The organism is Dactylosporangium maewongense, from assembly GCF_039531485.1.
Taxonomy (GTDB): domain Bacteria; phylum Actinomycetota; class Actinomycetes; order Mycobacteriales; family Micromonosporaceae; genus Dactylosporangium; species Dactylosporangium maewongense.
The window spans coordinates 908,856-932,453 of sequence record NZ_BAAAQD010000001.1; the positions used below are offsets into that span (position 1 = coordinate 908,856).

Sequence of the window (23,598 nt, forward strand, 5' to 3'; positions counted from 1 at the left end):
AAGGCGAGGACCATGGGAGGCATGCAGCCCGTGAACCTCACCGATGCCCTCGCCTCCTTCGACGATGTCTACAGCCCGCGGATCGTCGCCCGGGTCAACGACTACGACGTGCGGATCGCGCACACCCTCGGCGAGCACGTCTGGCACGTGCACGAGCACACGGACGAGTTCTTCCTGGTGCTCGACGGGCAGTTCGACGTCGCCGTCCGCGACGAGCACGGCGAGCGGGTCGTGCGGCTGCACAAGGGCGACACGTTCGTCGTGCCGCGCGGCGTCGAGCACCGCCCGTCGTCCCCGGGCGGCGCGATCCTCATGTTCGAGCCGACCGGCACCGTCACCACCGGCGACCGCCACGACGGCACGGTCCCCGCCCACGTCGACAGCACCACCGGCCACGCCCTGCGCGAAGACCCCCTGCGAGAAGAGGACGGCGCCACCGGCCACCCGCGATGATCGAGCGGCTCTCAGTGAGCCGCGGGAGTCAGTGAGCCGGGGTGGTCAGCAGGTCGAGGAGGACGGCGAGGGGTGGCCAGGCTCGGCGGCCGAGGCGGGTCACGGCGAACGCGCGCATCGTCACGTCGGGGGAGCGCAGCGGCACCAGCGTGACACCGGGGATCGTGGGCTGGTCGGCGGGCAGGAGGCCGATGCCGAGGCCGGCGACGATCAGGTCCTGGATCAGGTCGAGGCTGTCGGCGCGGTGGGTGATCAGCGGGGTGTGGCCGGCCATCGCCGCGACGGTGTGGACCACGTCGTCGTCGGCGGTGTTGCGGGAGTTGACGAGCCAGTGGGTGCCCTCGAAGTGCCGGAACACCTCCAGCGCGCTGCCCTGAACGGCGCGGCCGGCGCGGCCCGCGGGCACGCCGAGGCTCCACTCGCTGGTCCACAGGGCGGTGGCCTCGACGGTGTCCGGGAGTGGGGCGGGCGCGAGGTTGTAGTCGTACGTGAGGCCGAGGTCGACCCGGTCGCCGGCGAGCAGCTGCAGCACCTCGGCCGGCTCGTGCTCGTGGATGAGGACGCGCAGCGCGGGATGCCGGGACGGCAGGGCGGCGACGATCGGCAGCAGGGAGCGGCGGATCGCGGTGGCGAAGCCCGCGACGCGGACCGTGCCGGCCGGCTCGGCGGACGGGTCCAGGTCCAGCCGGGCGGCCTCGACGGCGGCGAGGATCGTCACCGCGTGCCGGGCCAGCCGGCGGCCCGCCGGGGTGAGGCGGACCCGCCGCCCGTCGGGCTCGGTCAGGGCGGTGCCGGCCTCTTTCGCGAGGACCGCCAGCTGCTGCGACACCGTCGACGTGGTGGTGCCGAGCTCGTCGGCGACCTCCCGCATCGAGCCGAGCCGGGCCAGCTCCGCCAGCAGCAGCAGGCGGTCATTGTTCAGCATTCGCGAACGGTACATCAGCGAATCACACGTGGACGTGGACGATCCGGATGGCGTCTACTTCGCGGTATGTTCGCCGCGATCGCTTCCATGGTCTGCATCCAGATCGGGCTGGCCGCCTCGGTCGGCCTGTTCGACAGCGTCGGCCCGTCGGGTGCCGTCTGCCTGCGCCTCGTCTGCGCCGCGCTGCTCCTGCTCGTGCTGGTGCGGCCGCGGCGGCGGGACTTCACCCGCGCCAGCATCCTGGCCACCGTCGCGCTCGGGGTCGTCACCGCCTGCCTGATGCTGTCGTTCATGGCCGCGGTCGCGCGGATCCCGCTCGCCACCGCGGCCGCCCTGGAGTTCCTCGGTCCCCTCGGCGTGGCGGCGGTCCGTGGCCGGCGCGCGACGCTGGTCTGGCCCGTCCTGGCCGGCGGCGGCGTCGTGCTGCTGACGGAGCCGTGGCACGGCGGCACCGACCCGGCCGGCGTCGCGTTCGCCCTGGCGGCCGCCGCGTGCTGGGCCGGGTACATCCTGCTGACCCAGCACGTCGGTGACCACGTCAGCGGCTACGCGGGCCTCGCCGTCTCCACCGCCGTCGCCGGTCTCGTCTCCACCGCCGTCGCCGGCCCGGCGGTCGTCGCCGGCCTGTCCTGGCCCGTGCTCGCCGCGGGGCTCGGACTGGCGGTCCTGCTGAGCGTCGTGCCGTTCAGCCTGGAGATGTACGCGTTGCGCAAGCTCACCGCCGGCGCTTTCGGCACGCTGATGAGCCTCGAGCCGGCGTTGGCGCTCCTGGCCGGCGCGCTCCTGCTGCACCAGGCGCCCGGACCGGTGGCGGTCGTCGGCGTCGCCCTGGTGGTCACCGCCGGCGTCGGCGCCACCCGGACCGGCGCCCGCACTCCGCAGGACGCGGACGCGCAGGCCGGTTCACGGGCTGTAGGCGCGCAGGGTGGTGCCGTCGGTGGTCCAGATCCGGCCGCCGGAGACGACGACGTGCCCGACGGCGCCCTCCAGCCGTGCGGCGCCGGGCACGTCCCCGCCGGTGACCGGTGACAGGATCGCGACGGGTCTGCCTTCGACGGTGACGTACAGCAGGCCGCCCGCCCGCACGGGACCCTGCGCCGCGCCCGGCAGGCTCCGCGACCAGAGCCTCGAACCCCGCCCGGCGTGGAACGCGGTGACGCTGCCGCCGCTCGCCGCGTAGACCCGCCGCCCGTCCGTCGCGACCGAGTCCACCGCCTCGGTCCGCTGCCACGCCACGCCGCCCGAGCCGGCCCGGATCGCGACGAGGCCCCGCAGGTCGCCCTGCGCGACCGGGTCGGGGATGGCGAGGAACCGGTCCGCGGTCGCCGCCAGGGGCTTCCACCGCACCTTCGACCGCCACAGCGCCGCCCCCGCGGCCACGGTCACCGCGGTCGTGCCCTTCGCGTCGTGCAGCAGCACCCGACCGGCCGACGAGACGGGGCCGGCGAGCGCGGCACCGGTGCGGTCCCACCGCCGGTGGCCGTCGCGGATGTCGTACGCGATGACGGTGTCCTCGTTGGTCGCCGTGGCCCACCCGGACGTGAGGACGGTGCCGGCGTCGACGACGAGCGCGTTGACCGGCGGCTCCTGCGTCAGCGTCCACCGGCGGGCCCCGGTCGCGGCGTCGAGCGCGACCACGCGCCCGTCGGGGTCGCTGTTGGCGTAGCACGACGTCCCGGTGGCGATGAGCAGGCCGCCGGCGACGACGAGCTGGCGGAAGTCGAGGCTGTCGAACAGTTTCGGGTCCCGCCACAGCCGCTTGCCGGTCGCCGCGTCGAGCGCCGTGACGCCCTCGCCGTCCAGCACGTACACCCGGCCGCCGGCGACGAGCGGCGGCGGCAGCGCGGGCGCGCACCCTTCCGCCCCGGCGGCGGGCCGCACCGACCAGCGCTGCCCGAGCCGGCCGACGCTGCCGGCGTTGACGACCGCCTCGGACGGGTTGTATCCGCTGCTCCCGGCGTCGAACCCGTCGTGCGTCCAGTCGCCCGCGCGCCCGGCCGGTGCCGCCGTGCCCGGTGCTGCCGCGGTGGCGACGATGGTGACGGCGATGCCGATGGCGAGCATCAGCCGGGTCAGCCGCCACGATGGAATGGTCATGCGGGAGGTCCCTCTCGGTCCGCACCGGGGGAAGCGCTCGACACAACCAGGCGATCGTACTCCAATATTTGCGGAAAATAACCATTTATCAGCATGAAATGGATTACGCCGCATCCAGGGGAGCCTCCTGCTGCCGGTCGGTGCCGCCCACAAGTTCTGAACAGGCGACACTGGTCGGCATGTCAGCAGGTGCCGTCGTCACCGTCCTGGAGCTCGTCGGGCTGTACGTGTTCGCGACCTCCGGCGCGCTCATGGCCATCCACAAGGGGTTCGACGTCGTCGGCATCGTGATCCTGGCGTTGCTGACCGCCCTCGGCGGCGGCATCCTCCGCGACGTCATCATCGGCGACACGCCGCCGCCCGCGTTCGCGCACCTCACCTACCTCGGCATCCCGCTCGCCGCCGCGGCTGTCACGTTCTTCATCCACCCGCTCGCCCAGCGCCTGTCCTTCACGGTCCTCGTCTTCGACGCCGCCGGTCTGGGCCTGTTCTGCGTCACCGGCACGCTGAAGGCGTTCGAGCACGACCTGGGCCCCATCCAGGCGGTCCTGCTGGGCATCACGACGGCCGTCGGCGGCGGCGTGCTGCGTGACATCACCGCCCGCGAGACGCCCGCCCTCGTCAAGGCCGACACCCACCTGTACGCGATCCCCGCCGCCGCGGGAGCCGTCGCGGTCGCCGCCGCTCACGAGGCAGGCCTGCCCATGCCGCCCGTCGCGGTCGCCGCGGCCGTGTTCGTCTTCGCCTTCCGCCTCGCCGCGATGCTCCGCAAGTGGACCGCCCCCCGAGCCTGGCAACGCCGCCCCCCGGCCGACCCGAGCTGAGCCCGCGCCGCCTGCCTCACGCCCGTTCCGGCACCGCAGTGCTAGCGCGGCGGGCCCGGTTGCGGCCCGCGGCCTTCGCCCCGTACAGGGCGTCGTCGGCGGACTTGAGCAGCCGGTCGAGCGGGTGGCCGGGGCCGCGGGCGAGCGCGATGCCGGCGCCGGCCCCCACGCGGAGGTCGCGGCCGTCGAACGGGACCGGCTCGGCGGCCCGGGCGACCAGGCGGGCGGCGATCTCGTCCGCCTGCGCCGGCGAGTTCAGGGCGGCCAGCACGACGCCGAACGCCCGCTCGGCAGCGCACCCCCGCGACCTGAGCAGAATCGTCAGGCGACGGTCAGGGTCCGGACCACCACATGTACATCCCCAGGTCCGGGCGGGTGACCTCGCGGGCGAGGTCGCGCAGGCCGAGGACGGTGTCGTCGAGCTCGCCCGGCTCCCAGTCGCCGATCCACTCCTCGCACCTGGACCAGACGGCCGCGACGGCGGGGATGCGGTCGTCGGCCAGCCCGGCGAGGGCCCGCACGAACCCGTCGGCGATCCGCAGGACGCCGTGCCCGTAGTCGTCGGCCGCCCCGACGATCTCGCCCGCGGCGTCGTTGCGGTCCAGGTCCAGCGGCACGCGGTCACCCTCGGCGGGGACGCCCTCGATGATGGCCCACAGGCTGCTGCCGAGGACCGCCGGCTCGACCCACTTCATCTCCAGCGTCGGCACGTCGGGCTCGCCCGCCGGGCCGTGCTCCACGACGGCCGCCGCGCGCCCGGCGGTGGCCACGAAGTAGTCGGTCATGATCCCCGTGCCGGGAAGCTACTGCACGGCGACGGTCAGGGGGACGGGGAGTTCGCCGCCGCCGCTGAGCTGGGCGGCGAGGGTGCGGGCGTTGGACTCGGTGAAGTTGCCGGTGACCTGGACGTCGCCGGGGATGACGCCGGCGATCTGCGGGGCGGAGACGACGGTGTTGTCCAGGACGATGGCGAGGCGCTCCTGGGCGTCGAAGAGCTGCTTCGACAGGTTGGTGAACTTGGCCTGCGCGTCGGGGCGGAACGACGCGACCACGACCCACATGCCCTGCTCGGAGCGGGCGGCCTCGGCCGAGGCGATGTCGGCGCCGGTGATGGCGGCCGGGTCCAGCAGCAGCTTGGTGGGGCCCTCGCAGGCGACGACGGGCTCGCCGGCGACGTCGGCGGGGCGGGCCGAGAGCTGCTCGCAGCGGATCTCGGGAATGAGCAGCCGCATCCGGGCCGGGAGGGTCGCGACGTCCGCCGGCGGCAGGGAGGCGAAGGCCGCCCGTACCGGGGCCGGCAGCGCCTGCGCCTCCTGCTCGGTGGTGACCGAGGACGCCGCGGTGTAGGCGTCGCCGAGGGCCGCGGCGACCGGTGGGGTCGACGTCGGCGCGGGCAGGGAGGAGGTGGCGGCGCCGGAGCCGTCGGCGGCCGCGGCGACCCGCCGGAGGTGCAGCCGGCCCGGCGCGGTCAGGGCCTTCAGCTGCGCGGCCGTGGCACCGCGGGCGGTCAGGACGAGCTTGCGGTCGCCGTCGCGGGTCACCGACGGGTCGCGCAGCTTGGCGGCCTTCATCCGGGCCAGGAGCATCGCCCGGGTCACCTCGAGGTCGCCGTCCCCGGTCGCGGTCGCGGTCACGCTCACGGGAGCCCCGCCGCCGACCTTCGCCAGCACCAGCACGATCCCCGTGACGGCGAGGGCGACGGCCGCCACCACCGCCGCGACCAGCACGAGCACCTGCCGACCCCGCAACGCCATGCCGACACTGTAGAGCGTCGATCAAGCGATGGTCCTCCATCGGTGGTTGTCGCGGATGTACGCGTTGTGCCGGCCCGACTCGAACCGGTCGCCGGACCAGCGCCGTGCCGTGACGGTCAGCCGGTCGCCGGTGGCCTCGATCAGGTTGAAGCTGTTCGGTTCGCCCTTGAGGCGGTCGGAGAACGCGGTGCCGGACTGCGCGACGACGAGGCCGTCGACGAGGCCGCTGTACGCGAGGTGCACGTGCCCGCCGAGCAGCAGGTCCGCCCGCCCCCGCAGGTGCCGCAGCGCCGGACCGGACCGTCCGACCAGGCCGCGGGCGCGCCCGGCGGCGGTCAGCAGAAACGGGTGGTGCGCGACGAGCACCCGCAGGTCGCCGCCGGGCGCCCCGTCGAACGCGGCGGCGACGGCCGCGATCTGCCGGGCGTCGAGCCGGCCGCGTGACCAGTCGTGGTGCGGGCCCCACCGGCGCGCGGTGGTGACCCCGACCGCGGTGACGCCGTCGCCGGACCAGGTGACCAGGCCGTCCGGGTCGGTGCCGAGGTGGCGGCGCCACGACCGCCACGGCCGGGCGAACCGCGTCCACACCCGCCAGCCGGGCAGGTCGTGGTTGCCGGGGACGACGACCGCCGGGGCGGGCAGCTCGTCGAGGAACGCGCGGACCGCCCGGAACTCCGCGTCGCTCGCCGTCTGGGTCAGGTCGCCGCACACCGCGACCAGCGCCGGCGCGGCGGCGCGCAGCTCGGCCAGCACGGCCTGCGCCATGGCCGGGACGTGCCGGCCGAAGTGCAGGTCGGAGATCTGCGCGATCGTCGTCACGGCCGGTCCCTCGGGGCGAGCACGGCGAGCGCGCGCCGCCGGAGCTCGTAGTGCAGCGGCACCGTCAGCTGGGCGATCTCGCCGTCGCTCATGACGCTCATCATCGCCAGCGCCGGCGTCTTCACGCGCACGGTCTCGCCGATGTACGTGTGGACCCCCGGGTCCCGCTGCCAGGTGCCCCGCACCAGCTTGCCGGCGACCCGCAGGAGGTCCCAGCCGGTCCGGTCGTCGGTCACGTAGACGGCGAGCGTGCCGGCGTCGAGCCGCTGCCGGCCCGGCATCGGGGCCGGTCCGGCGTCGAGAGGGTTGCAGGAGACCACGACGGCCCTGGTGCGCGCCTCGTACACGCGCCCGTCGACGTCGATCGTCAGCCGCAGCCGGGGGTACCGCCGCAGCAGCCGCCAACCGCGCCCGAGCAGCCGCACCGTGCCGGCGCCGCGCCGCCCGCGCGCGTGCTCCCGGAGCCGCCCGAGGTGCGGCATCATCGCCAGTGTCGAGCTGCACAGGAACGGCACGCCGTTCACCGTCGCCACGTCGATCCGGCGGACCGGCGCCGCCAGGAGCGCCCCGACCGCGCGGTCCAGGTCGTCCGGCACGCCGAGGTCGCGGGCGAGCACGTTCATCGTGCCGGCCGGCAGCACCCCGAGCGGGACGTCGCCGCCCAGCATGCGCTCGGCGACCGCTCGGACGGTGCCGTCCCCTCCGGCGACGAACACCGCGTCGGGCTCGCCCTTCAGCAGCTCCTCGACGTCGGCGGCGAGGGTCTCCGGGGCGAACGCGCGCACCTGCGCCGTCACGCCCGACTCGCCGAAGCGCCGGACGAGCCGCTCCTCCGGCGGGTCGCCGCCCAGGAACGCCCCGGACCGGCCGTTGTACACCACCGCGACGCGCTCCACGGGCGGATCGTACGAACCTTGCCGGGCCGGCCGCTGTCGCGCGGGTGGCCGTTGGCTTTCGTGAATATTGATAAGGACTGTTGACAGTTTGCGTGCGGAATTGTTTGCTGATGTCGAATCCGTCGGCCCTTCCACCGCCATGGGGAGCCCAACGTGACATCGATGCCACACGCGTCCCGCCGGGACGTCCTCCGGCTCGCCGCACTCGCCGGGCTGGCCGGCGCGGCCGGGGTCACCCTGGACGCCGAGGCGGCCGAGGCGTTGGCGGCGTCCACGTTCAGCCCGATCCGGCCGCCGGCGACGCCCCTGGCGGTCCGGTCGCCGTACCTGTCGACGTGGCTGCGCGCCGACACGCTGCCCGGCAACTGGCCCACGTTCTGGGCCGGCGCCGCGACCGCGATGACCGGCATCGTGCGGGTCGACGGCCGGCCCTACGTGTTCATGGGCTCGCCGAGCGGCGGCTGGCCCCTCGCCACGCAGACCGCGCTCGTCGTCACCGCGACCCGCTCCACGTTCACGATCACCGCCGGCGCGGTCCGCCTCGAGGTCGAGTTCCTGTCGCCGGTCGACCCCGCGAACCTGCGCCGCCAGTCGGTGCCGATGAGCTACCTGAGCGTCACCGCGACCGCCACCGACGGCGGCAGCCACGCCGTCAGCGTCTACCTCGACATCTCCGGCGAGTGGGCGCACGGCGACCGGACGAAGCAGATCGGCTGGAGCACCGCCGTCGTCGGCGACCAGCGGGTCCACACCTGCGCACCGACCAGTCCGACGGTCCTCGGCGAGGCCGGCGACCAGGCGTCCTGGGGCACCGTCGTCTTCTCCACCGACGAGGTCGCCGGGCTCACCTGGCAGACCGGCGCCGACGCGACCGTCCGCGCCCGCGGCGCCGCCAACGCGACCCTGCTCAACACCGCCGACACCAACCAGCCGCGGGCCATCGACAACGCCTGGCCGGTCCTCGCGTTCAGCCGGGACCTCGGCCAGGTCGGCGCCGCCGGCAGCCCCGCGGTCGTCTGCGTCATCGGGCACGTGCGCACGCCGGCCGTGTCCTACCTGGGCGCCGACCTCGACCCGTACTGGCGCACCCAGTGGGCGACCTGGCAGGACATGCTGCGCTGGTTCCGCGCCGACCGCGACGCGGCCCGGGCCGGCGCCGCCGCGACCGACGCCGCCGTCACCGCGGCCGCGCAGCAGGTGGGCGGCACCCAGTACGCGGCGCTGTGCTCGCTCGTGCTGCGGCAGGCGTTCGGCGGCACCGAGCTCGTCAGCCGCGGCGGCGCGCCGTGGGTCACGCTGAAGGAGATCTCGTCCAACGGCGACTTCAGCACCGTCGACGTCATGTACCCGGCGTTCCCCGCGTACCTCGCGCTCAGCCCGCGCTACCTGGAGCTGCTGCTCGCGCCGCTGTTCGACTACACCGAGCTGCGGGGGTTCGACAAGCCGCACGCGCCGCACGATCTCGGCGTCTACCCCAACGCGTTCGGCCGGATCGGCACCGACGAGGAGGACATGCCGGTCGAGGAGTCCGCGAACATGCTCATCATGGTCGCCGCGCTCATCGCCCGGATGCCCGCCGCGAAGGCCACCGCCTACGCCACCGCGCACCTGGCGAAGCTGCGGCAGTGGGCCGACTACCTCGTCGCGAACCTGCCCGACCCCGGCAACCAGAACCAGACCGACGACTTCACCGGCTTCATCGCCCACAGCGTCAACCTCGCGCTGAAAGGCATCGTCGGCATCGCCGCGATGGACTCGATCGCCCGCGCCGCCGGCGTCACCACCACCTACGCCGCCACCGCGAAGGCCTACATCGGACAGTGGGCGACGATGGCGCAGAACGGCGGCCGCACCCACCTGAAGCTCACCTACGACGGCGCCGACACCACGTGGAGCCTGAAGTACAACGGGTTCGCCGACCGGCTGCTCGGCACCAACCTGGTCCCGCCGGCGATCGCCGCGGAGGAGGCCGCCTGGTACCTGTCGCAGCAGCACGCCTACGGGGTGCCGCTCGACCCGCGGCACGGGTACACGAAGGTCGACTGGGAGCTGTGGACCGCCGGGTTCCTCGCCGCGCAACCGGCCGCCCGCGACGCGCTCATCGCCAAGGCGTACCTGTACGCCAACACCACCACGTCGCGGGTGCCGTGCTCCGACTGGCACGACACCGACTCCGGCAACCAGCAGGGTTTCGCGGCGCGACCCGTCATGGGCGGTGCCCTGGCGCTGATGACGCTGCGGTCCGTGCCGAACGGCCTCACCGGCGCGTGGCCCTTCACCACCGGGCCGTCGGACGCCAGCGGCAACGGCAACGACCTCGGCGCGGGCGGCACCGTAAGCGGCGGCGCACTGAACCTGACCGGCTCGACGGCGCCGGTCACCGCGCGGCAGGTGGTGCGCACCGACACGAGCTTCACCGTGATGGCCCGGGCCAACCCCGGCAGCCTGGCGGGCTTCCGCACCGTCGTCAGCCAGGACGGCACCCGCCTGTCCGGCTTCTACCTGCAGTACTCCGCCGCCGACAACCGGTGGGCCTTCACGATGCCCGCCGCCGACACCGACAACGCCGCCGCGACCCGCGCACTGTCCACAGTGGTCCCCACGCTCAACGCCTGGACGCACCTCGCCGGCGTGTACGACGCCGACGCCGGCCAGCTCCGCCTGTACGTCGACGGCGTCCCGCACGGCAGCGTCGCCTACACCACCGCCTGGCGCGCCGCCGGCGGGCTCGCCGTCGGCCGCGGCAGGTGGAACGGCGCGCCCGCCGACTTCTTCATCGGCGGCGTCGACGACGTCGCCACGTTCGGCCACGCGCTCACCGCCGCCGAGATCGCCGCCGCCGCGGGGATCAACGCCGGTCTGGTCCGCGCGTTCGAGCTCGACGCCGCCGAGGCCGGCCTCACGCTGTCCGGGAGCGCCGCGTACAGCGGCGGCGCACTCACCCTCACCGGCGGCTCGGCGGCGACCGCGGGGTCCCTCGTGGACACCGCCGGCAGCTTCACTGTCGCCGCGTGGGTCAACCTCACGTCCACCGCCAACTTCGCGACCGTGCTGAGCCAGGACGGCGCCCAGGGCAGCGGCTTCTACCTGCAGTACTCCGCCGCCGACAACGCGTGGGCCTTCGCCATGCTCGCCTCGGACACCGCCGGCGCCGCCGCGACCCGCGCGGTGTCGCCGTTCCCGCCGCAGGTCGGCGGCTGGACCCACCTCGTCGGGGTCCGCGACGCCGCCGCCGGGCAGCTGCGCCTCCACGTCAACGGCGTCCTCGTCGCGACCGCCTCGAAATCCTCGGCGTGGGCCTCGGGCGGGGCCTTCGCGATCGGCCGCGGCAGGTGGAACGGTGCCGCCGCCGACTTCCTTCCCGGCCAGGTCGACCGGGTCAGGGTCTGGAACCGGGCCCTGACGACCACCGATGTCAGAGTGCTGAGGTGACCTCATGCGACGCGTCCTGGTATCCCTGCTGCTGCTCGGGTTCATCGTGCTGCCCGGGCCGGCCGCGCACGCCGCGGCCGCGATCTGCGCGCTCTACTGCGACACCCGCGACCCGTCGCTCGCCCGGCAGGAGACGTTCCCCGTCCCGACGGTCCTGATCAACGGCCGCCGCCTCGTGCTGCACGTGTCCGATGTGGACGGCATGGCGTGGGGCAGCATCGACGCCGGCGTCGTCGGCGACTCGGTGTGGCTCGACCGGTCCTTCGACGGCGGCGCCACCTGGGACGGGCTGCTCGGCAAGGCGTCGATCCCGGGCACCTGGACCGGCACCCGCACCCTCATGTACAACGTGGGCGACCCGTCGCACCACCGGCGGGGCGTGATCCGGGCGTGCGGCGACGCCGGCGGGGTCACCTGCACCGGCTGGAGCCACCTGCCGCTGTGCGCACCGACGTGCGACGGGGCCTCCGGCGGTACCGACGCCGAAACCGTCAGGACGACCAGCCTCAACGGCCGGACGTTCGGGCTGCACCTGGACGCGGCCGGGATGGCGTGGGGCACCATGTCGGGCGCGCAGGCCGGCGACGAGGTGTGGCTGGACCGCTCCTGGGACGCCGGTGCGTCCTGGCCCGGCGGCTCGCTGCTCGGCCGCACCACGGCGGCGCGCACCGCCAGGTTCAACACCGCCGATCCCGTGTCGCTGCTGTACGGCGGCGCGATCCGGGCCTGCGGGCGGGCTGGCTCCGTCACCTGCACCGCGTGGGCGCGCCCGTCCTCGAACCGTCCCTCGGCGATGGCCGACGCGCTGATGCACTCCTACGACCCGAGCACCGCGTGGTGGCCGTCGAGCTGGTGGAACTCCGCCGTCGCGCTGCGCACCGTCATCGACTACACCCGCCGCACCGGCGACAACCGGTACCTGTGGACGGTGCGCCGGACGTTCGACGTGAACCGGGTCGCGTTCCCGGCCGGCGCCCGCTCCTCCGACCCGATCGACGGGCACTTCATCAGCCGCTCCATCGACGACAGCGCCTGGTGGGGCCTGACCTGGGTCGCCGCCTACGACCTCACCGGCGACCGCGCCTACCTCGACGAGGCGGTCACCATCGCGTCCTACGTCCACGGCTTCTGGGACACGTCCACCTGCGGCGGCGGCGTGTGGTGGGACCGGGAGCGCACCTACAAGAACGCGGTCACGATCGGCCTGTACGTGCGGCTCACCGCGGCCCTGCACAACCGCCTCGCCGGCGACACCACCTGGCTGCAGCGCGCCGTCACGTCGTGGAACTGGTTCACCGCCAGCGGCATGATCAACGCTTCCGGGCTGGTCAACGACGGGCTCACCACCGGCTGCGCCAACAACGGGCAGACGGTGTGGAGCTACAACCAGGGCCTCGCGATCGGCGCCGCCATGGAGCTCTACCGGGCCACCGGCACCGCCGCCTACCAGGACCGCGCCCGCCAGCTCGGCACGGCGGCGCTCGCCTCGCCGCTGGTCCGCTCCGGCGTGCTCACCGAGGCGTGCGACGTCGCACCCTCCACCTGCGACGACAACGGCAAGCAGTTCAAGGGGATCTTCATGGGGTACCTGGCGGAGGCGGGCACCCAGTTCCAGTCGTTCCGCACCACGCAGGCGAACACCGTGTGGAACGGCCGCGACTCCCTGAACCGGGTCAGCTCCCGTTGGGCTGCTTCCTCGTCCGCCCCCGCGGACTGGCGCACCCAGGCCAGCGCCCTGTCCGCCGTCCTGTCCGGCTGACCGGGCCCCGCCCGGATCGTCGCCCGATAGGGCGCCCGGCCTGAGCTGTCCAGCGGCCCGGCCGCAGAAGTGGTAGAGAAAGAGGGGAGGCGCATCGGCCGTCATACGGGAGGCTGTGGGAAGTGCCTGATCAATTGCGGGACGAGGACGAGCTGTCCGCCGTGGTCGGCGACCCGGGCGTGGTCCGGTCGGTGTACGAGGAGCTGCCGGTGGTGTCGTACGCCACCGAAGGGCCGGACCACCGGATCGTGGCGACCAACGCCGAGTTCCGGGCCTACACGGGGCGCGGCCGCATGATCGGGATGTCGTTGCGGGAGGCGTTCCCGGAGTCGATGGGCCAGCAGATCGTGCCGATCTTCGATCAGGTGCTGGCCTCGGGGCAGCCGGTGCATCTCCGCGGCTTCCGGGCGCAGCTGACGCGGCAGGACACCGGGGAACTGATCGAGGTGTTCACGGACCTGAGATGGCATCCCCGGCACGGACCGGACGGCGCGGTCATCGGGGTGATCGTGGACCTGGTCGACGTGACCGAGCAGGTGCGGGAGCAGCAGGCCGAGCAGCAGCGGACGGCCGACGCCGAGCGCCGCTACGAGCAGGCGCGCGACGTGATCACGGCCCTGCAGCGCGAGCTGCTGCCCGCCGGGGTGCCGGTCCTGCCCCGGCTGCAGGTGGCCGCCAGCTATCTGCTGGCGGACGCCGACACCGCCGCCGGCGGTGACTGGTTCGACGCCTTCACGCTGGCGGACGACAGGGTCGCCCTGATCGTCGGGGACGTCGTCGGGCACGGCGTGACCGCGTCGGCGACGATGGGTCAGCTGCGCGTGCTGGTGCGGGAGCGGCTCGCCGCCACCTCGGACGTCGTGGCGGCGATGACGGCGCTGGATGCCGCCGCTGCCGGTATCCGTGGGGCGCGGGCGGCCACCGTGTGCCTGGTGGTGATCGATCCGGCCGGCGGGGAGCTGCGGTACTGCACCGCCGGCCACCCGCCGCCGCTGGTGGTCTCCACCGCGGGGCAGGCCAGGTTTCTGCCTGCCACCGGCGCCGGTCCGGTCGGCGTCGGCGGGGCGTTCACCGACGCGTCGGTCGGCAAGGATCAGCTGGCCGACGGGGAGCTCGTCCTGCTCTACACCGACGGCATCCTGGAGCGGCCGGGGCGGGAGCTGGCCGGCACCTCGGTCGAGCTGGCCGAGGCGGCCGCCGACATCGCCGCCGACCGGGCATTGCGGGGTGACTTCGACTCCCCGGCCGAGCGCCTCTGCGTGCAGACCCTCGAACTGCTGACCCGGGCCACCGGGCACACCGACGACATCACGCTGCTCGCCGCGCAACGCGTCAGCCCGCCGCCGGCGCTGGACCTGCCGGTGGTCGCGGACCAGCGCTCGCTGGCGCCCCTGCGCGAGCGGATGTGGGCCTGGCTGGCCGGGGCGCGCGTCGGCGGGCCAGACGCCGACGCCCTCATGCACGCCGTGATGGAGCTGGCCACCAACGTCGTCGACCACGCCTGGATCGACTCGGCGGACGAGCACACGTTCACCGTCACCGCCGCCCTGACCGACACCGGCCACGTCGACGTGCGGGTCGCCGACCGGGGCCGCTGGCGCGAACCCGCCCCGTCCGTCGACCGCGGGCTCGGCCTGCAGATGACCTCCCAGCTGGTCGACGGCCTGCGCATCGAGCACGACGAGCAGGGCACCACCGCCACCGTGTCGCACCAGGTGAGCCAGCCGGCCCGGCTGCTGACCGCCGGCGACCTCGCCTGGGCGTCCGCCCGGCCGCCCGCCCGCACCGAGCTCCTGCTGGTCCTGGAGCAACCGTCGGCACAGGGCGCGCGCGTCCGCGTCGACGGCTCGGTCGACGCCGCCACCGTCGCCGAGTTCGACCGCGCGATCCGCAACGCCGGATCCACCGGCACCCGGTCGCTGACCGTCGACCTGACCGGCGTCACCCACCTGGCCAGCGCCGGCGTCGCCGCCCTGCACCGGCTGACGGCCCTGCACCGCGACAACGACACCAGTCTGCGGCTCTACGCGCCCGTGGGGGCTCCCGCGGAAACGATCATGTCGCTGGTCGCCGTCGACCACGACACCCTCGACCCCGACGCCGAGGCCGACTGAGGAACCGCACCGTGACCGGCTCCACCCAGCACGTCAGAACGGTGAAACCATGGAACCTGACCGTGCCCAGGCCGTCGTCACACCGGTCATCACCCCCGAGGCCCTCATCCTGCGGATCGTCGGCGACGTCGACGCCGACACCAGCTGGGACGTGCACGCCGAGTGCTGGGCGGCGGTGGCGTCCATGCCGCCGCCCAGCCTCGTCATCGTCGACCTGCTCGCGGTCGAGTTCCTCAGCGCCGCCGCGGTCCGGCTGCTCCTGCAGTTCGCCGACGCCTGCGGCGCCAAGGGGCTGCGGCTGTGCCTCATCGTCACCCCTGGCACCTTGCAGCTGCGGATCCTCATGCTGGCGGGCCTGCACCAGCGCGTCCCCATCTTCCCCGCCGTCAACGACGCGTTCGGCGCCGACGGGGCTTGACCTGAAGCCCGGTTGAGGTCGGATGGTGTCCGGCATGGACACAGCGATCGCAGCGATCCGGGACGTCGTCGGCAGGGTGCAGGACGCGCAGCGGCGGGAGGCGGTCGACGACTTCGTCGCGCTGTTCCGCCACGACGCGGTCTGGACCACGGGGCACGGGAAGCGGCTGACCGGCCGGGACGAGATCGGCGAGTTCACGCGGAAGGTGCTGCCCGGCGCGATGCGCGGCACGACCGTCACGTATGAGCTGGTCGACGTCCTGTTCATCCGGCCCGACGTGGCCGCCGCGCGGGTCCGGCAGACGACGGTGTCGCCGGACGGCACCGCCGAGGGCAGCCCCGTCTACGTGATGGCCCTCGAGGACGGCCGCTGGCTGCTGACCGCCTGCCAGAACACCCCGGTCGTCAGCTGAGGTCCGCCGCGTGGTCGCGGGCCCACTCCGCGAACGTGCGGGCCGCCCGCCCGGTCACCGGCGTCGCCGTCGGCAGCTCCACCGGGACCGGCGCGGTGGCCTCGACGGTGGCCTCGACGTCGGCGGAGGGCACGTTTCCGGAGTAGTCCTCGAACCCGAGCAGGAAGTTCGCGTTGGCCGCCGCGAAGCCGCCCTGCGCGCGGTACAGCTCCCGGGCCCGCCCGGCGGTCACCACCTCGAGCCGCACCGGCCGGCCGGTCGCCGCGGCGATCGCGTCGACCTGCTCCCGGCGGGTGATCATCGCGGGGCCGTTCACGTCGTACGCCCTGCCGTGGTGCCCGTCCTCCAGCAGCGCCACGGCCGCGACGTCGGCGATGTCGGCCTCGTGGACCGGGCACCACGCGGCGTCGGGGAACGGCTCGCGGACGACGCCCTCGGCGCGGATCGACGGCCCCCACAGCCACAGCTTGTTGAGCATGAACTCGCCGGGGCGCACGTGCGTCCACCCCAGGCCGGAGCCCTCGACGGCCCGCTCGACCGGCAGGTGGAAGTCGGTGTCGTATCCGCCGGTGACGGCGCCCGAGGACAGGGTGACGATCCGCTCGACGCCGGCCCGCGCCGCCAGCTCCACCACGTCGCGGGCGGTGCGGGCGACCGGGAACAGGTACATCCGCGAGACCCCGCGGAGCGCGCCTGTGAGTGACGCCGGGTCGTCGAGGTCACCGCCGAGCACCTCGACGCCATCCGGAATCCGTGCCGTGCCGGGCGAGCGGGTGAGGGCGCGGACCCGCGCTCCCTGTGCGGCGAGCCGCTGCACCACGAGCCTGCCCACGTTGCCGGTCGCGCCGGTCACCAGGATCGTCATGCCACCGATCCTAGGCGCGGCGCAGGTCGGTGGCGGTGGCCCGGCGGCGGACGGCGGCGGGCGCGATCGCGGCCAGGACGCCCAGCAGCGCGGCTGCGACCCACAGCGCCGGGGCCGTGGCGCCCAGCAGGTCCGATGTGGACAGTGACAGCGTGTGGGACCAGGCGGCGAGCACGACGCCGGCGCAGGCGCCGGCCAGGGCCAGGGCGACGAGCAGTGGGACCGCGGCGGCCAGGAACTCCGCCTCGGCGACCGTGCGCCACGGCGCGCCGAGGACGAGGAGACGGGCGTTGCGCCGGCGGTGCTGCAGGAACCGTTCGATGGCGCCGACCCCGAACGCGGCCCCGGCGAGCAGCGCGGCGACGGCGAGCGTCACCGACAGCAGGACCAGCCCGGCGGAGCGGTCGAAGCCGTGCGCCGACTCCAGCGGCCCGCCGAGCGGGACGGGCCGGACGTCGCCGGCTCGCTCCAGGTAGGTCGCCGGGAGGTGCGCGGCGACGTACGCGGCGAACGCCTCAGCGTCGGCCGGATCGGTGGAGACGGTGACGATGGCGTGTCCGCCGCCGCTGGACGACCCGATCACGCGGTCGACGCCGGGTGCTTCCGCCAGCCCGGCCTCCGGGCCGACGATCACGTAGGTCGCCTCCGGGGTGCCGTTGCGCGGGCTCGGGCCGGTCCATTCGGCGTAGCCGGCAGCGGCGGCGAGGCCGACCACCGACAGGAACATCGCCACGGCGACCGACGCGACCTGCCGCGGCGCGTGGGACGGCGTGTGGTCCAGGCGCCGGCCGGCCAGGCGCACCTGCACCGGGCCCACGGCGGCGAGGCGGCGGCCGAGCCAGGCGGTGAGCACGGGCACCGCCGCCGGTAGGCCCGCGGCGCACAGCAGGACGCCGCCGGCGAAGAGGGTTGCCTGCGCCGCGAAGGGCAACCCCGGCACCAGTACCGACGCCGCCGACGCCACACCGAGCACCGGGGTGAGCAGACGGCCCGCGCTCGGGCGCGGCGCCGGAGAATCGAGGGTCGGCTGAGGCCAGCCGTAGTCGTCGAGATAGACGGCGAGCAGCGTCAGCCCGGCCACCACCGCGGCGATCATCGCGGGTGGGGTGTGCACGTCGGCGGCGAACCAGTGGAACCGGCCCAGGTGCCAGCCGCCCGACAGCGGCCGCAGCAGGAGCAGGAACACGCCGGTGCCCAGCAGTGCGCCGAGCGCGGAGACGACGCCGATCTCGGCCGCCTCGACCAGCTCCGCCTGGCGGCGGCTGGCACCCATACGGTGCAGCGTGGTGGATCGGCGGCTCGGCACGCCGGGGGCCACCGCAGAGCAGGTGGCGAGCAGCACGCCGAGCGGGAACAGCAGGAACAGGGTGAGCGCGGTGGTGACGATCCGCTCGCCGATGTGGTACTTCTCCCACGGGATGGGCGGCTCGCCGTGGGGGCCGAAGCCGATGATGACGGGCGCGCCGGCGAGCGCCGCGGGGTCGACACCCACCCAGGCGCGCAGCTCGTCGGGGGCGACGAGGCCGGCGGGGCCGATCGTGCCGACGACCCGCTGCGGGAAGCGGGCGCGGGCCCGCGGGTCGGTGCGGATGAGCTCGGCGAGCGCGGGCGAGACGACGGCCTGGTCGGGCAGCGGGACCTTCGCCAGCCCCGGTGGCACCTGCGGATCCCGGCTTCCGACGGCCGCGACCGCGAACCGGACGAGCTCCCGCCCGCCGATGCTGTCCTGGATCATGGTGAAGCGCGTCCCGCCGTCCTTGTCGACCGGGCCGGCGATGATGTCGCGTGCGGTCTCGCGGTGGTCCTGCGCCTCGATGACGCCGGGGGCGGCGAGCGCGCCGAGCAGCAGCACGGCGCCGATCGCCGTGCCGGACGCCATCACCGCCATCCGGGCCCACGCCCGGCGTCCGCCGGTGAAGGTGAGCCGGATCCCGAGGCGCAGCCAGGGTGCCATGTCACGTCCTCAGATCGGGGAGTCGGCGGGCCGACCGTCGTGGAGGAAGACGGTGCGGTCGGCGTACGCGGCGACGCGGGCCTGGCGCGTGGCGAGCACGATCGCGGCGTCGCGGCGGCGGGCCGCACCGGTGAACGCGTCGAGGAGCAGCTCGCCGGCGGCGTCGCCGACGGCCATGACCGGCTCGTCCGCGAAGACGACGGCGGGGTCGTGGACGAGCGCCCGCGCGACGGCGGCCCGCAGCACCTGGTCGTCGGGCGCCTCCCAGGGCAGCCGGTCGGCGACGTCGGCGAGATCGAGCTCCTTGAGCAGCCCGGCCGCGGAGTCGCGGCGGCCCTGCAGGCGCAGCGGCAGCTCCACGTTCTCCAGCAGGGACAGCTCCGGGATCAGGTCGCCGGACTCGAACACGAAGCCGAAGCGGCGCAGGCGGATCGCGCTGCGGGCGTCGTCGGACAGTCCGTTCAGCTCCTGGCCTTCGAAGGTGACGAGGCCGCCGTCGGGGACCAGCACCCCGGACAGCACGTGCAGCAGCGTGGACTTGCCGCTGCCGGCGGGCCCGACGACCGCCACGACCTCGCCCGGCGCGACGGACAGGTCGACGTCGTCGAGCGCCTGCGCGGCGCCGAACGCGAGCCGCAGCCCCCGGCCCGTCAGCACGGGTGCTCTTGGAGGCTCGCCCGGATGCGGTCGATGCGGGGGCCGGCGGCGTCGATCCAGCGCAGGTCGGCCTCGAGGTGGAACATCTCGAAGTCGGCGTCGAGCTGCTCGATCGGCTCGCCCGCCGTGCGGACCTCGCGCAGCTGCCGCATGCGGGCCATGTGCGTCTGCCGCTGCCGCTCCAGGATCCGCTGCGGCTGCCGGCTGGTCAGCAGCGCGACCACGATCTTGGCGAACAGGACCTGCCGGGCGGCGCGCAGGTCGGGCAGCTCGGGCTCGGCGAGCCAGCGCTCCAGCTCCTCGACGCCGGCGCCGGTGATGCCGTAGAGCCGCCGGTCCGGGCCGCCGCCGGGCTCGACGCCGACCTGCTCGGTGAGCCCGGCGTCGGCGAGGCGGCGCAGCGACGAGTACACCTGGGCGGAGGCGACCGGATGCCCGCCGGCGAACCAGCGGTCGTACCGCTGGCGCAGCGTGTACCCGTACTGCGGCTGCCCTTCGAGCAGGCCCAGCAGGGATCGACTGACCGACATGTGTCGGACAGTACCGCAACTAGCAACCGCGTTGCTAGAGTCCTGGGAAGTCCTCCGGGACGCGGGCCGGCTCGTCGTACTCGGCGCTCAGCCGGGCGATCTCCGTGGCGAGGTCGGCCCGCAGCTGGTCGTGGCCCGGCCCGAGCGGCACCGTGTGCGCCGCGGCCGGGTAGTGGCTGACCGGACCGCGCAGCAGCTCCGGCGGCTCCCACCCGTACCGCGGGTGAATGTGCGCGTGCAGGATCGGGTCCAGGTTGCCGAGCACGCTGTAATTGACCCGCCGGAACTGCGGGTCGTGCCGCGCGCACACGGTCTGCACCGCCTCACCGATGAGGTCCACGTCCGCCAGGAAGGCCAGGCGCCGGGAGCGCGACAGGTCGGCCAGGCGGTCCGCGGAAGGGTCGTCGGACAGCAGGAGGCAGTAGCCCGGCAGGAACTGCGTGTCGCCGATCACCGCGAACCCCGACGACAGCCGGGCCAGCACGGTCGGGTTGCGACCTTCCAGTGCCGACCGGATACGGTCTTTGCGCCAGTCGTCCATCGCCGTCACGGTACCGTCAGCGCATGGGGACGAGCTACCAGACGCTGCTCGTGGCCGCCGCGCTCGGACCGGTCTGCGACGCGCTGGCCGTGGCCGGCGTCGACGCGATCGCGCTGCCCGCCGCGCCCGACCGGACCGCGGTCATCCCGCGCGAGGGCGACCTCGAGTTCGCCGACCCCGGCGACCTGGCGGAGCGCATCGGCGCCGGCACCGGCTGGGCCACCCTGGCCAACGTGGTCGAGGACTCCGACTGGCTGCAGCTGGAGGCCTACCGGGAGGGCCGGTTCGTGCACCGGTACCGCTCCGACCGCCCCACCCCCGACGACGCCGCCCGCCTCGCCCCGTTCGGCGCCGGCGAGGTCGACACCACCCGCCTCGGCCGGGCGCTGCGCGGCGAGTTCGACGGCACCGGCCCCGTCTACGCCGAGTTCCAGCACCGCCTCATCCTCAACGCCCTGCACCTCGACCCGCGCGGCCTCACCACCGCCTACCGCTGGGCCGACCCCGGCGACCTCCCCGGCGCGGTCAGGGTGGCCCCGTAGCCGGTCACGCCGGGTCCAGGATCGCGGCGAAACGCTCCTCGGCGAGGTCGAGCTGGCGGAAGATGTGCTGCTTCACCAGCCGCGACAGCGGGGTGTCGGGCCGGGCCACCAGCTCGCGCAGGACGGGGACCAGCGGCCGGTACTTCGCCGCGGACGAGGCGACCTTCGGCCCCGTGGTGTGGATGACCCCGACGCCGTTGTCCGTGAAGTCGGAGACCTTCAGCACCCGCGCCCACGGCTCCCGTTCCAGGCTGTCGCGCACGTGCTGCCGGTACTGCGTGTGCTTGTCGACGGCCGGGTCGTAGACCGGGTTGGTCACGGCCGCGACGAGCCGCGCCGTCCGCTCGCCGAAGCGCGCGGCGAGCACAGCCAGGGCCGCCTCCGCCGTCGCGCCGGGCGTGCCGGCCAGCTCGTCCGGGTGGTCCTCGACCGCGTCGTGCAGCACCGCCGCCACGATCACGTCGACGTCGCCGACCTCGTAGTGGTGCATGATCCGGATCGCCACGCGCAGCAGATGGTTGACATACGGCTCCCGCACCCGCCGGTCGTCCTGGTGCAACCGCGCCGCCAGCTCCAGCGCCTCGACCAGCCGCTCCCGCTCCTGGGGCGCGAACCGCTGCACCTCGAGCCGGTACCGCTCCCGCAGCCCGTCCTCCCCGTAGACCTCGGTGATCGCGTGCATCGGCATCGTCGCGAGATACGCCGGATAGTCCATCGTCAACTAATACCGGATCACGGCAACCGCCGGTTTGACCTGAACCCAAGTTGAGGTTGCACGATCGCCGGGTGATGCGAGCTGTGTGGTGGCGTGCGGTCGGTCCCCCGTCGGTGCTGGAGCTGGGGGAGGCGGACGAGCCGGTCCCCGGGCCGGACGAGGTGCTGATCCGGGTGGAGGTGGCCGGGATCACGTTCATCGAGACGCAGACCCGGGCCGGCCGGGCCCCGAAAGCGGGCGCGGTCCCGCCGGCCGTGCTCGGCAACGGGGTCGGCGGGACCGTCGCCGCGGTCGGGCCGGGCGGCGACCCCTCGCTCGTCGGGCGGCGGGTCGTGGCGAGCCTGAACGGCACCGGCGGCTACGCCGAGCTGGCCGTCGCCGCGGTCCGCGACACGGTCCCGATCCCGGACGGCGTGCCCACGCCGGACGCCACGGCGCTCGTCGCCGACGGCCGGACCGCGCTCGGTCTGCACGAGCTCGCCCGCCCGCGGCCGGGTGAGGCCGTGCTCGTCGAGGCGGCCGCGGGCGGCGTCGGCAGCCTCCTCGTGCAGCTCGCCCTGGACGCCGGCGCGCGCGTCATCGGGGCGGCGTCGGGGGAGCGGAAGCTGGCCCTGATCCGCGACCTCGGCGCCGAGGCCGTCGACTACACCGCGCCCGGCTGGACCGAGCCGTTCAAGGACCTCGACGTCGTGTACGACGGGGTTGGCGGCACCATCGGCCGCGCGGCCCTCGCCGTGACGGCCGGCCGGTTCGTCGTCCACGGCGCCGCGGGCGGCCCGCCGACCCAGCCCGGCGACGGCGTGACGGCCTTCGGCTTCCCGGACCTGCTGGCGATCGGCCGCCGCGCCCCGGAGCTGGCGACCCGAGCCCTGCGCGCCGCCGCCGAGGGCCGCCTACGCCCGGTCATCGGCCAGACCTTCCCCCTCGCCCGCGCCGCCGACGCCCACGCCGCCATCGAGTCCCGCCAGACCATCGGCAAGACCCTGCTGGCGGTCTAACCGACGGGGGTGCCGGTGCGGGCGGCGCGGGCGGAGCCCCAGTCGTAGAGGGCCTGCAGGACCGGAGCGAGGCTCGCGCCCTCGTCGGTGAGGCGGTATTCGACGTGCGGCGGGACGGTGCCGTGGTCGTGGCGGGACACCAGGCCGTCGGACTCCAGCTCGCGCAGGCGCTGCACCAGCATCTTCTCGCTGATCTGCGGCATGCGGCGGCGGAGCTCGCCGTACCGGTGAACGCCCTCCTTCAGGTGCGCGAGGATCACCGGGCGCCAGCGGCCGCCGATCACGTCGACGGCGAGCTCCACCGGGCAGTGGTAACGCTTGTCCGCCACGGGTTTGTTCAAGTCGGGCCCCCTACTCACCAGAAGGTGCGTACTTGATCGACAACGGCGGGGTGTGGTCGGGTGTTCCCCATGAGCGACGTTGACTCATCCAAGACACCGACGCTGTACGAGTGGGCCGGCGGCACCGAGGCGCTGAAGAAGCTCACCGAGGCGTTCTACCGCAAGGTCCCCCAGGACGAGGTGCTCGCGCCGGTCTTCGCGCACATGAGCCCGCACCACGCCGAGCACGTCGCGGTGTGGCTGGCCGAGGTGTTCGGCGGGCCGGCCACCTACACGGAGCGGCACGGCGGCTACCCGTACATGCTGAGCCAGCACCTCGGCAGGGCGATCACCGAGCAGCAGCGGCGCCGCTGGGTGAACCTGATGCTCGACACCGCCGACGAGGTCGGCCTGCCCGGCGACCCCGAGTTCCGGGCGGCGTTCGTGGGCTACCTGGAGTGGGGCACGAGGCTGGCGCGGGAGAACTCCCAACCGGGCGCGCAGCCGCCGAAGGACGCGCCCGTCCCGCGCTGGGGGTGGGGTGTCGCGCCTCCGTACCAACCGTGAGACAAC

At 74.4% G+C, this 23,598-nt stretch carries 24 protein-coding genes and 1 pseudogene; 11 read left to right on the plus strand and 14 right to left on the minus strand.

The features are described 5' to 3' along the window. Nucleotides 1–21: 21 nt before the first annotated feature. Nucleotides 22–453, plus strand: coding sequence for a cupin domain-containing protein (locus ABD332_RS04065; protein WP_344499614.1), 432 nt, complete (start codon nt 22–24; stop codon nt 451–453). A gap of 28 nt (nt 454–481) precedes the next feature. Here ABD332_RS04065 and ABD332_RS04070 read toward each other — a convergent pair whose 3' ends face one another. Beyond that, on the minus strand, nt 482–1,378 hold the full coding sequence (locus ABD332_RS04070) for a LysR family transcriptional regulator (RefSeq protein ID WP_344499616.1): 897 nt from the start codon (nt 1,376–1,378) through the stop codon (nt 482–484). 66 nt (nt 1,379–1,444) lie between these two features. Between ABD332_RS04070 and ABD332_RS04075 the strand changes: the two genes are divergently transcribed. Next, a complete protein-coding gene (locus ABD332_RS04075) occupies nt 1,445–2,407 on the plus strand; it encodes an EamA family transporter (protein ID WP_344499618.1) in 963 nt (320 codons plus the stop codon). 27 nt (nt 2,408–2,434) lie between these two features. On the opposite strand, the pseudogene ABD332_RS04080 reads toward ABD332_RS04075, so the two are convergent. After that, nucleotides 2,435–3,589: pseudogene (locus ABD332_RS04080) on the minus strand (outer membrane protein assembly factor BamB family protein); the annotation flags it as partial. A gap of 65 nt (nt 3,590–3,654) precedes the next feature. Between ABD332_RS04080 and ABD332_RS04085 the strand changes: the two are divergent. Next, on the plus strand, nt 3,655–4,299 hold the full coding sequence (locus tag ABD332_RS04085; protein ID WP_344499620.1) for a trimeric intracellular cation channel family protein: 645 nt from the start codon (nt 3,655–3,657) through the stop codon (nt 4,297–4,299). Between the two features lie 16 nt (nt 4,300–4,315). On the opposite strand, the gene ABD332_RS04090 is transcribed toward ABD332_RS04085, so the two are convergent. The 5 genes from ABD332_RS04090 to ABD332_RS04110 form a co-directional block, all read right to left on the minus strand. After that, entirely contained in the window at nt 4,316–4,570 is a 255-nt protein-coding gene (locus ABD332_RS04090) for a diguanylate cyclase domain-containing protein (protein WP_344499622.1), read from the minus strand. Nucleotides 4,571–4,631: 61 nt separating this feature from the next. Continuing rightward, nucleotides 4,632–5,084 carry a hypothetical protein gene (locus ABD332_RS04095; protein ID WP_344499624.1) on the minus strand — a complete coding sequence of 151 codons (453 nt, stop codon included), beginning with the start codon at nt 5,082–5,084 and terminating at the stop codon, nt 4,632–4,634. Nucleotides 5,085–5,102: 18 nt separating this feature from the next. Then, on the minus strand, nt 5,103–6,053 hold the full coding sequence (locus ABD332_RS04100) for a SecDF P1 head subdomain-containing protein (RefSeq protein WP_344499626.1): 951 nt from the start codon (nt 6,051–6,053) through the stop codon (nt 5,103–5,105). Nucleotides 6,054–6,074: 21 nt separating this feature from the next. Beyond that, nucleotides 6,075–6,872 (minus strand): metallophosphoesterase family protein, encoded by a 798-nt coding sequence (locus ABD332_RS04105; RefSeq protein WP_344499628.1) that lies wholly within the window; start codon nt 6,870–6,872, stop codon nt 6,075–6,077. Further along, nucleotides 6,869–7,768 carry a diacylglycerol/lipid kinase family protein gene (locus ABD332_RS04110; RefSeq protein ID WP_344499630.1) on the minus strand — a complete coding sequence of 300 codons (900 nt, stop codon included), beginning with the start codon at nt 7,766–7,768 and terminating at the stop codon, nt 6,869–6,871. Before ABD332_RS04110 ends, ABD332_RS04105 begins: the two co-directional genes overlap by 4 nt. Before the next feature lie 162 nt (nt 7,769–7,930). Here ABD332_RS04110 and ABD332_RS04115 point away from each other — a divergent pair, with 162 nt between their 5' ends. The 5 genes from ABD332_RS04115 to ABD332_RS04135 all read left to right on the plus strand — a co-directional run bounded on the left by ABD332_RS04115 (nt 7,931) and on the right by ABD332_RS04135 (nt 15,903). Further along, complete coding sequence (locus tag ABD332_RS04115) at nt 7,931–11,200, plus strand: glutaminase domain-containing protein (RefSeq protein WP_344500714.1); 3,270 nt, start codon at nt 7,931–7,933, stop codon at nt 11,198–11,200. Nucleotides 11,201–11,204: 4 nt separating this feature from the next. Beyond that, the gene (locus tag ABD332_RS04120) at nt 11,205–12,959 is read left to right on the plus strand and encodes a glycoside hydrolase family 76 protein (protein WP_344499632.1); all 1,755 of its coding nucleotides are present in this window, start codon (nt 11,205–11,207) and stop codon (nt 12,957–12,959) included. 122 nt (nt 12,960–13,081) lie between these two features. Then, nucleotides 13,082–15,073 carry a SpoIIE family protein phosphatase gene (locus tag ABD332_RS04125; RefSeq protein ID WP_344499634.1) on the plus strand — a complete coding sequence of 664 codons (1,992 nt, stop codon included), beginning with the start codon at nt 13,082–13,084 and terminating at the stop codon, nt 15,071–15,073. 49 nt (nt 15,074–15,122) lie between these two features. Further along, nucleotides 15,123–15,491, plus strand: coding sequence for an STAS domain-containing protein (locus ABD332_RS04130; RefSeq protein ID WP_344499636.1), 369 nt, complete (start codon nt 15,123–15,125; stop codon nt 15,489–15,491). A gap of 34 nt (nt 15,492–15,525) precedes the next feature. Then, entirely contained in the window at nt 15,526–15,903 is a 378-nt protein-coding gene (locus ABD332_RS04135) for an SgcJ/EcaC family oxidoreductase (RefSeq protein ID WP_344499638.1), read from the plus strand. On the opposite strand, the gene ABD332_RS04140 is transcribed toward ABD332_RS04135, so the two are convergent. From ABD332_RS04140 to ABD332_RS04160, 5 genes are read right to left on the minus strand one after another with little or no spacing between them, the layout of a single operon-like run. Further along, nucleotides 15,896–16,768: an SDR family oxidoreductase gene (locus ABD332_RS04140; protein WP_344499640.1), complete on the minus strand. Its 873-nt coding sequence runs from the start codon at nt 16,766–16,768 to the stop codon at nt 15,896–15,898. The two genes, ABD332_RS04135 and ABD332_RS04140, sit on opposite strands and share 8 nt — an antisense overlap. Before the next feature lie 10 nt (nt 16,769–16,778). Continuing rightward, nucleotides 16,779–18,722: an ABC transporter permease family protein gene (locus ABD332_RS04145; protein WP_344499642.1), complete on the minus strand. Its 1,944-nt coding sequence runs from the start codon at nt 18,720–18,722 to the stop codon at nt 16,779–16,781. A 9-nt stretch (nt 18,723–18,731) separates the two neighbouring features. Further along, nucleotides 18,732–19,379 carry an ABC transporter ATP-binding protein gene (locus ABD332_RS04150; RefSeq protein ID WP_344499644.1) on the minus strand — a complete coding sequence of 216 codons (648 nt, stop codon included), beginning with the start codon at nt 19,377–19,379 and terminating at the stop codon, nt 18,732–18,734. Then, nucleotides 19,373–19,909, minus strand: a complete 537-nt coding sequence (locus ABD332_RS04155; RefSeq protein ID WP_344499646.1) for a PadR family transcriptional regulator — start codon at nt 19,907–19,909, stop codon at nt 19,373–19,375. Before ABD332_RS04155 ends, ABD332_RS04150 begins: the two co-directional genes overlap by 7 nt. A gap of 34 nt (nt 19,910–19,943) precedes the next feature. Then, nucleotides 19,944–20,450, minus strand: a complete 507-nt coding sequence (locus tag ABD332_RS04160) for an HIT family protein (RefSeq protein ID WP_344499648.1) — start codon at nt 20,448–20,450, stop codon at nt 19,944–19,946. Between the two features lie 23 nt (nt 20,451–20,473). On the opposite strand from ABD332_RS04160, the gene ABD332_RS04165 reads away from it, so the two are divergent. Next, nucleotides 20,474–20,992, plus strand: a complete 519-nt coding sequence (locus ABD332_RS04165) for a hypothetical protein (protein WP_344499650.1) — start codon at nt 20,474–20,476, stop codon at nt 20,990–20,992. Between the two features lie 4 nt (nt 20,993–20,996). Here the strand turns inward: ABD332_RS04165 and ABD332_RS04170 are convergent, their stop codons facing one another. Continuing rightward, complete coding sequence (locus tag ABD332_RS04170; RefSeq protein WP_344499652.1) at nt 20,997–21,707, minus strand: HD domain-containing protein; 711 nt, start codon at nt 21,705–21,707, stop codon at nt 20,997–20,999. A 74-nt stretch (nt 21,708–21,781) separates the two neighbouring features. On the opposite strand from ABD332_RS04170, the gene ABD332_RS04175 reads away from it, so the two are divergent. After that, the gene (locus ABD332_RS04175; protein ID WP_344500716.1) at nt 21,782–22,705 is read left to right on the plus strand and encodes a zinc-binding dehydrogenase; all 924 of its coding nucleotides are present in this window, start codon (nt 21,782–21,784) and stop codon (nt 22,703–22,705) included. Here the strand turns inward: ABD332_RS04175 and ABD332_RS04180 are convergent. Beyond that, nucleotides 22,702–23,046, minus strand: a complete 345-nt coding sequence (locus tag ABD332_RS04180; RefSeq protein WP_344499654.1) for a winged helix-turn-helix transcriptional regulator — start codon at nt 23,044–23,046, stop codon at nt 22,702–22,704. The genes ABD332_RS04175 and ABD332_RS04180 overlap by 4 nt on opposite strands. A 69-nt stretch (nt 23,047–23,115) precedes the next feature. On the opposite strand from ABD332_RS04180, the gene ABD332_RS04185 reads away from it, so the two are divergent. After that, on the plus strand, nt 23,116–23,592 hold the full coding sequence (locus ABD332_RS04185; protein ID WP_344499656.1) for a group II truncated hemoglobin: 477 nt from the start codon (nt 23,116–23,118) through the stop codon (nt 23,590–23,592). The last annotated feature ends 6 nt before the right edge of the window (nt 23,593–23,598 follow it).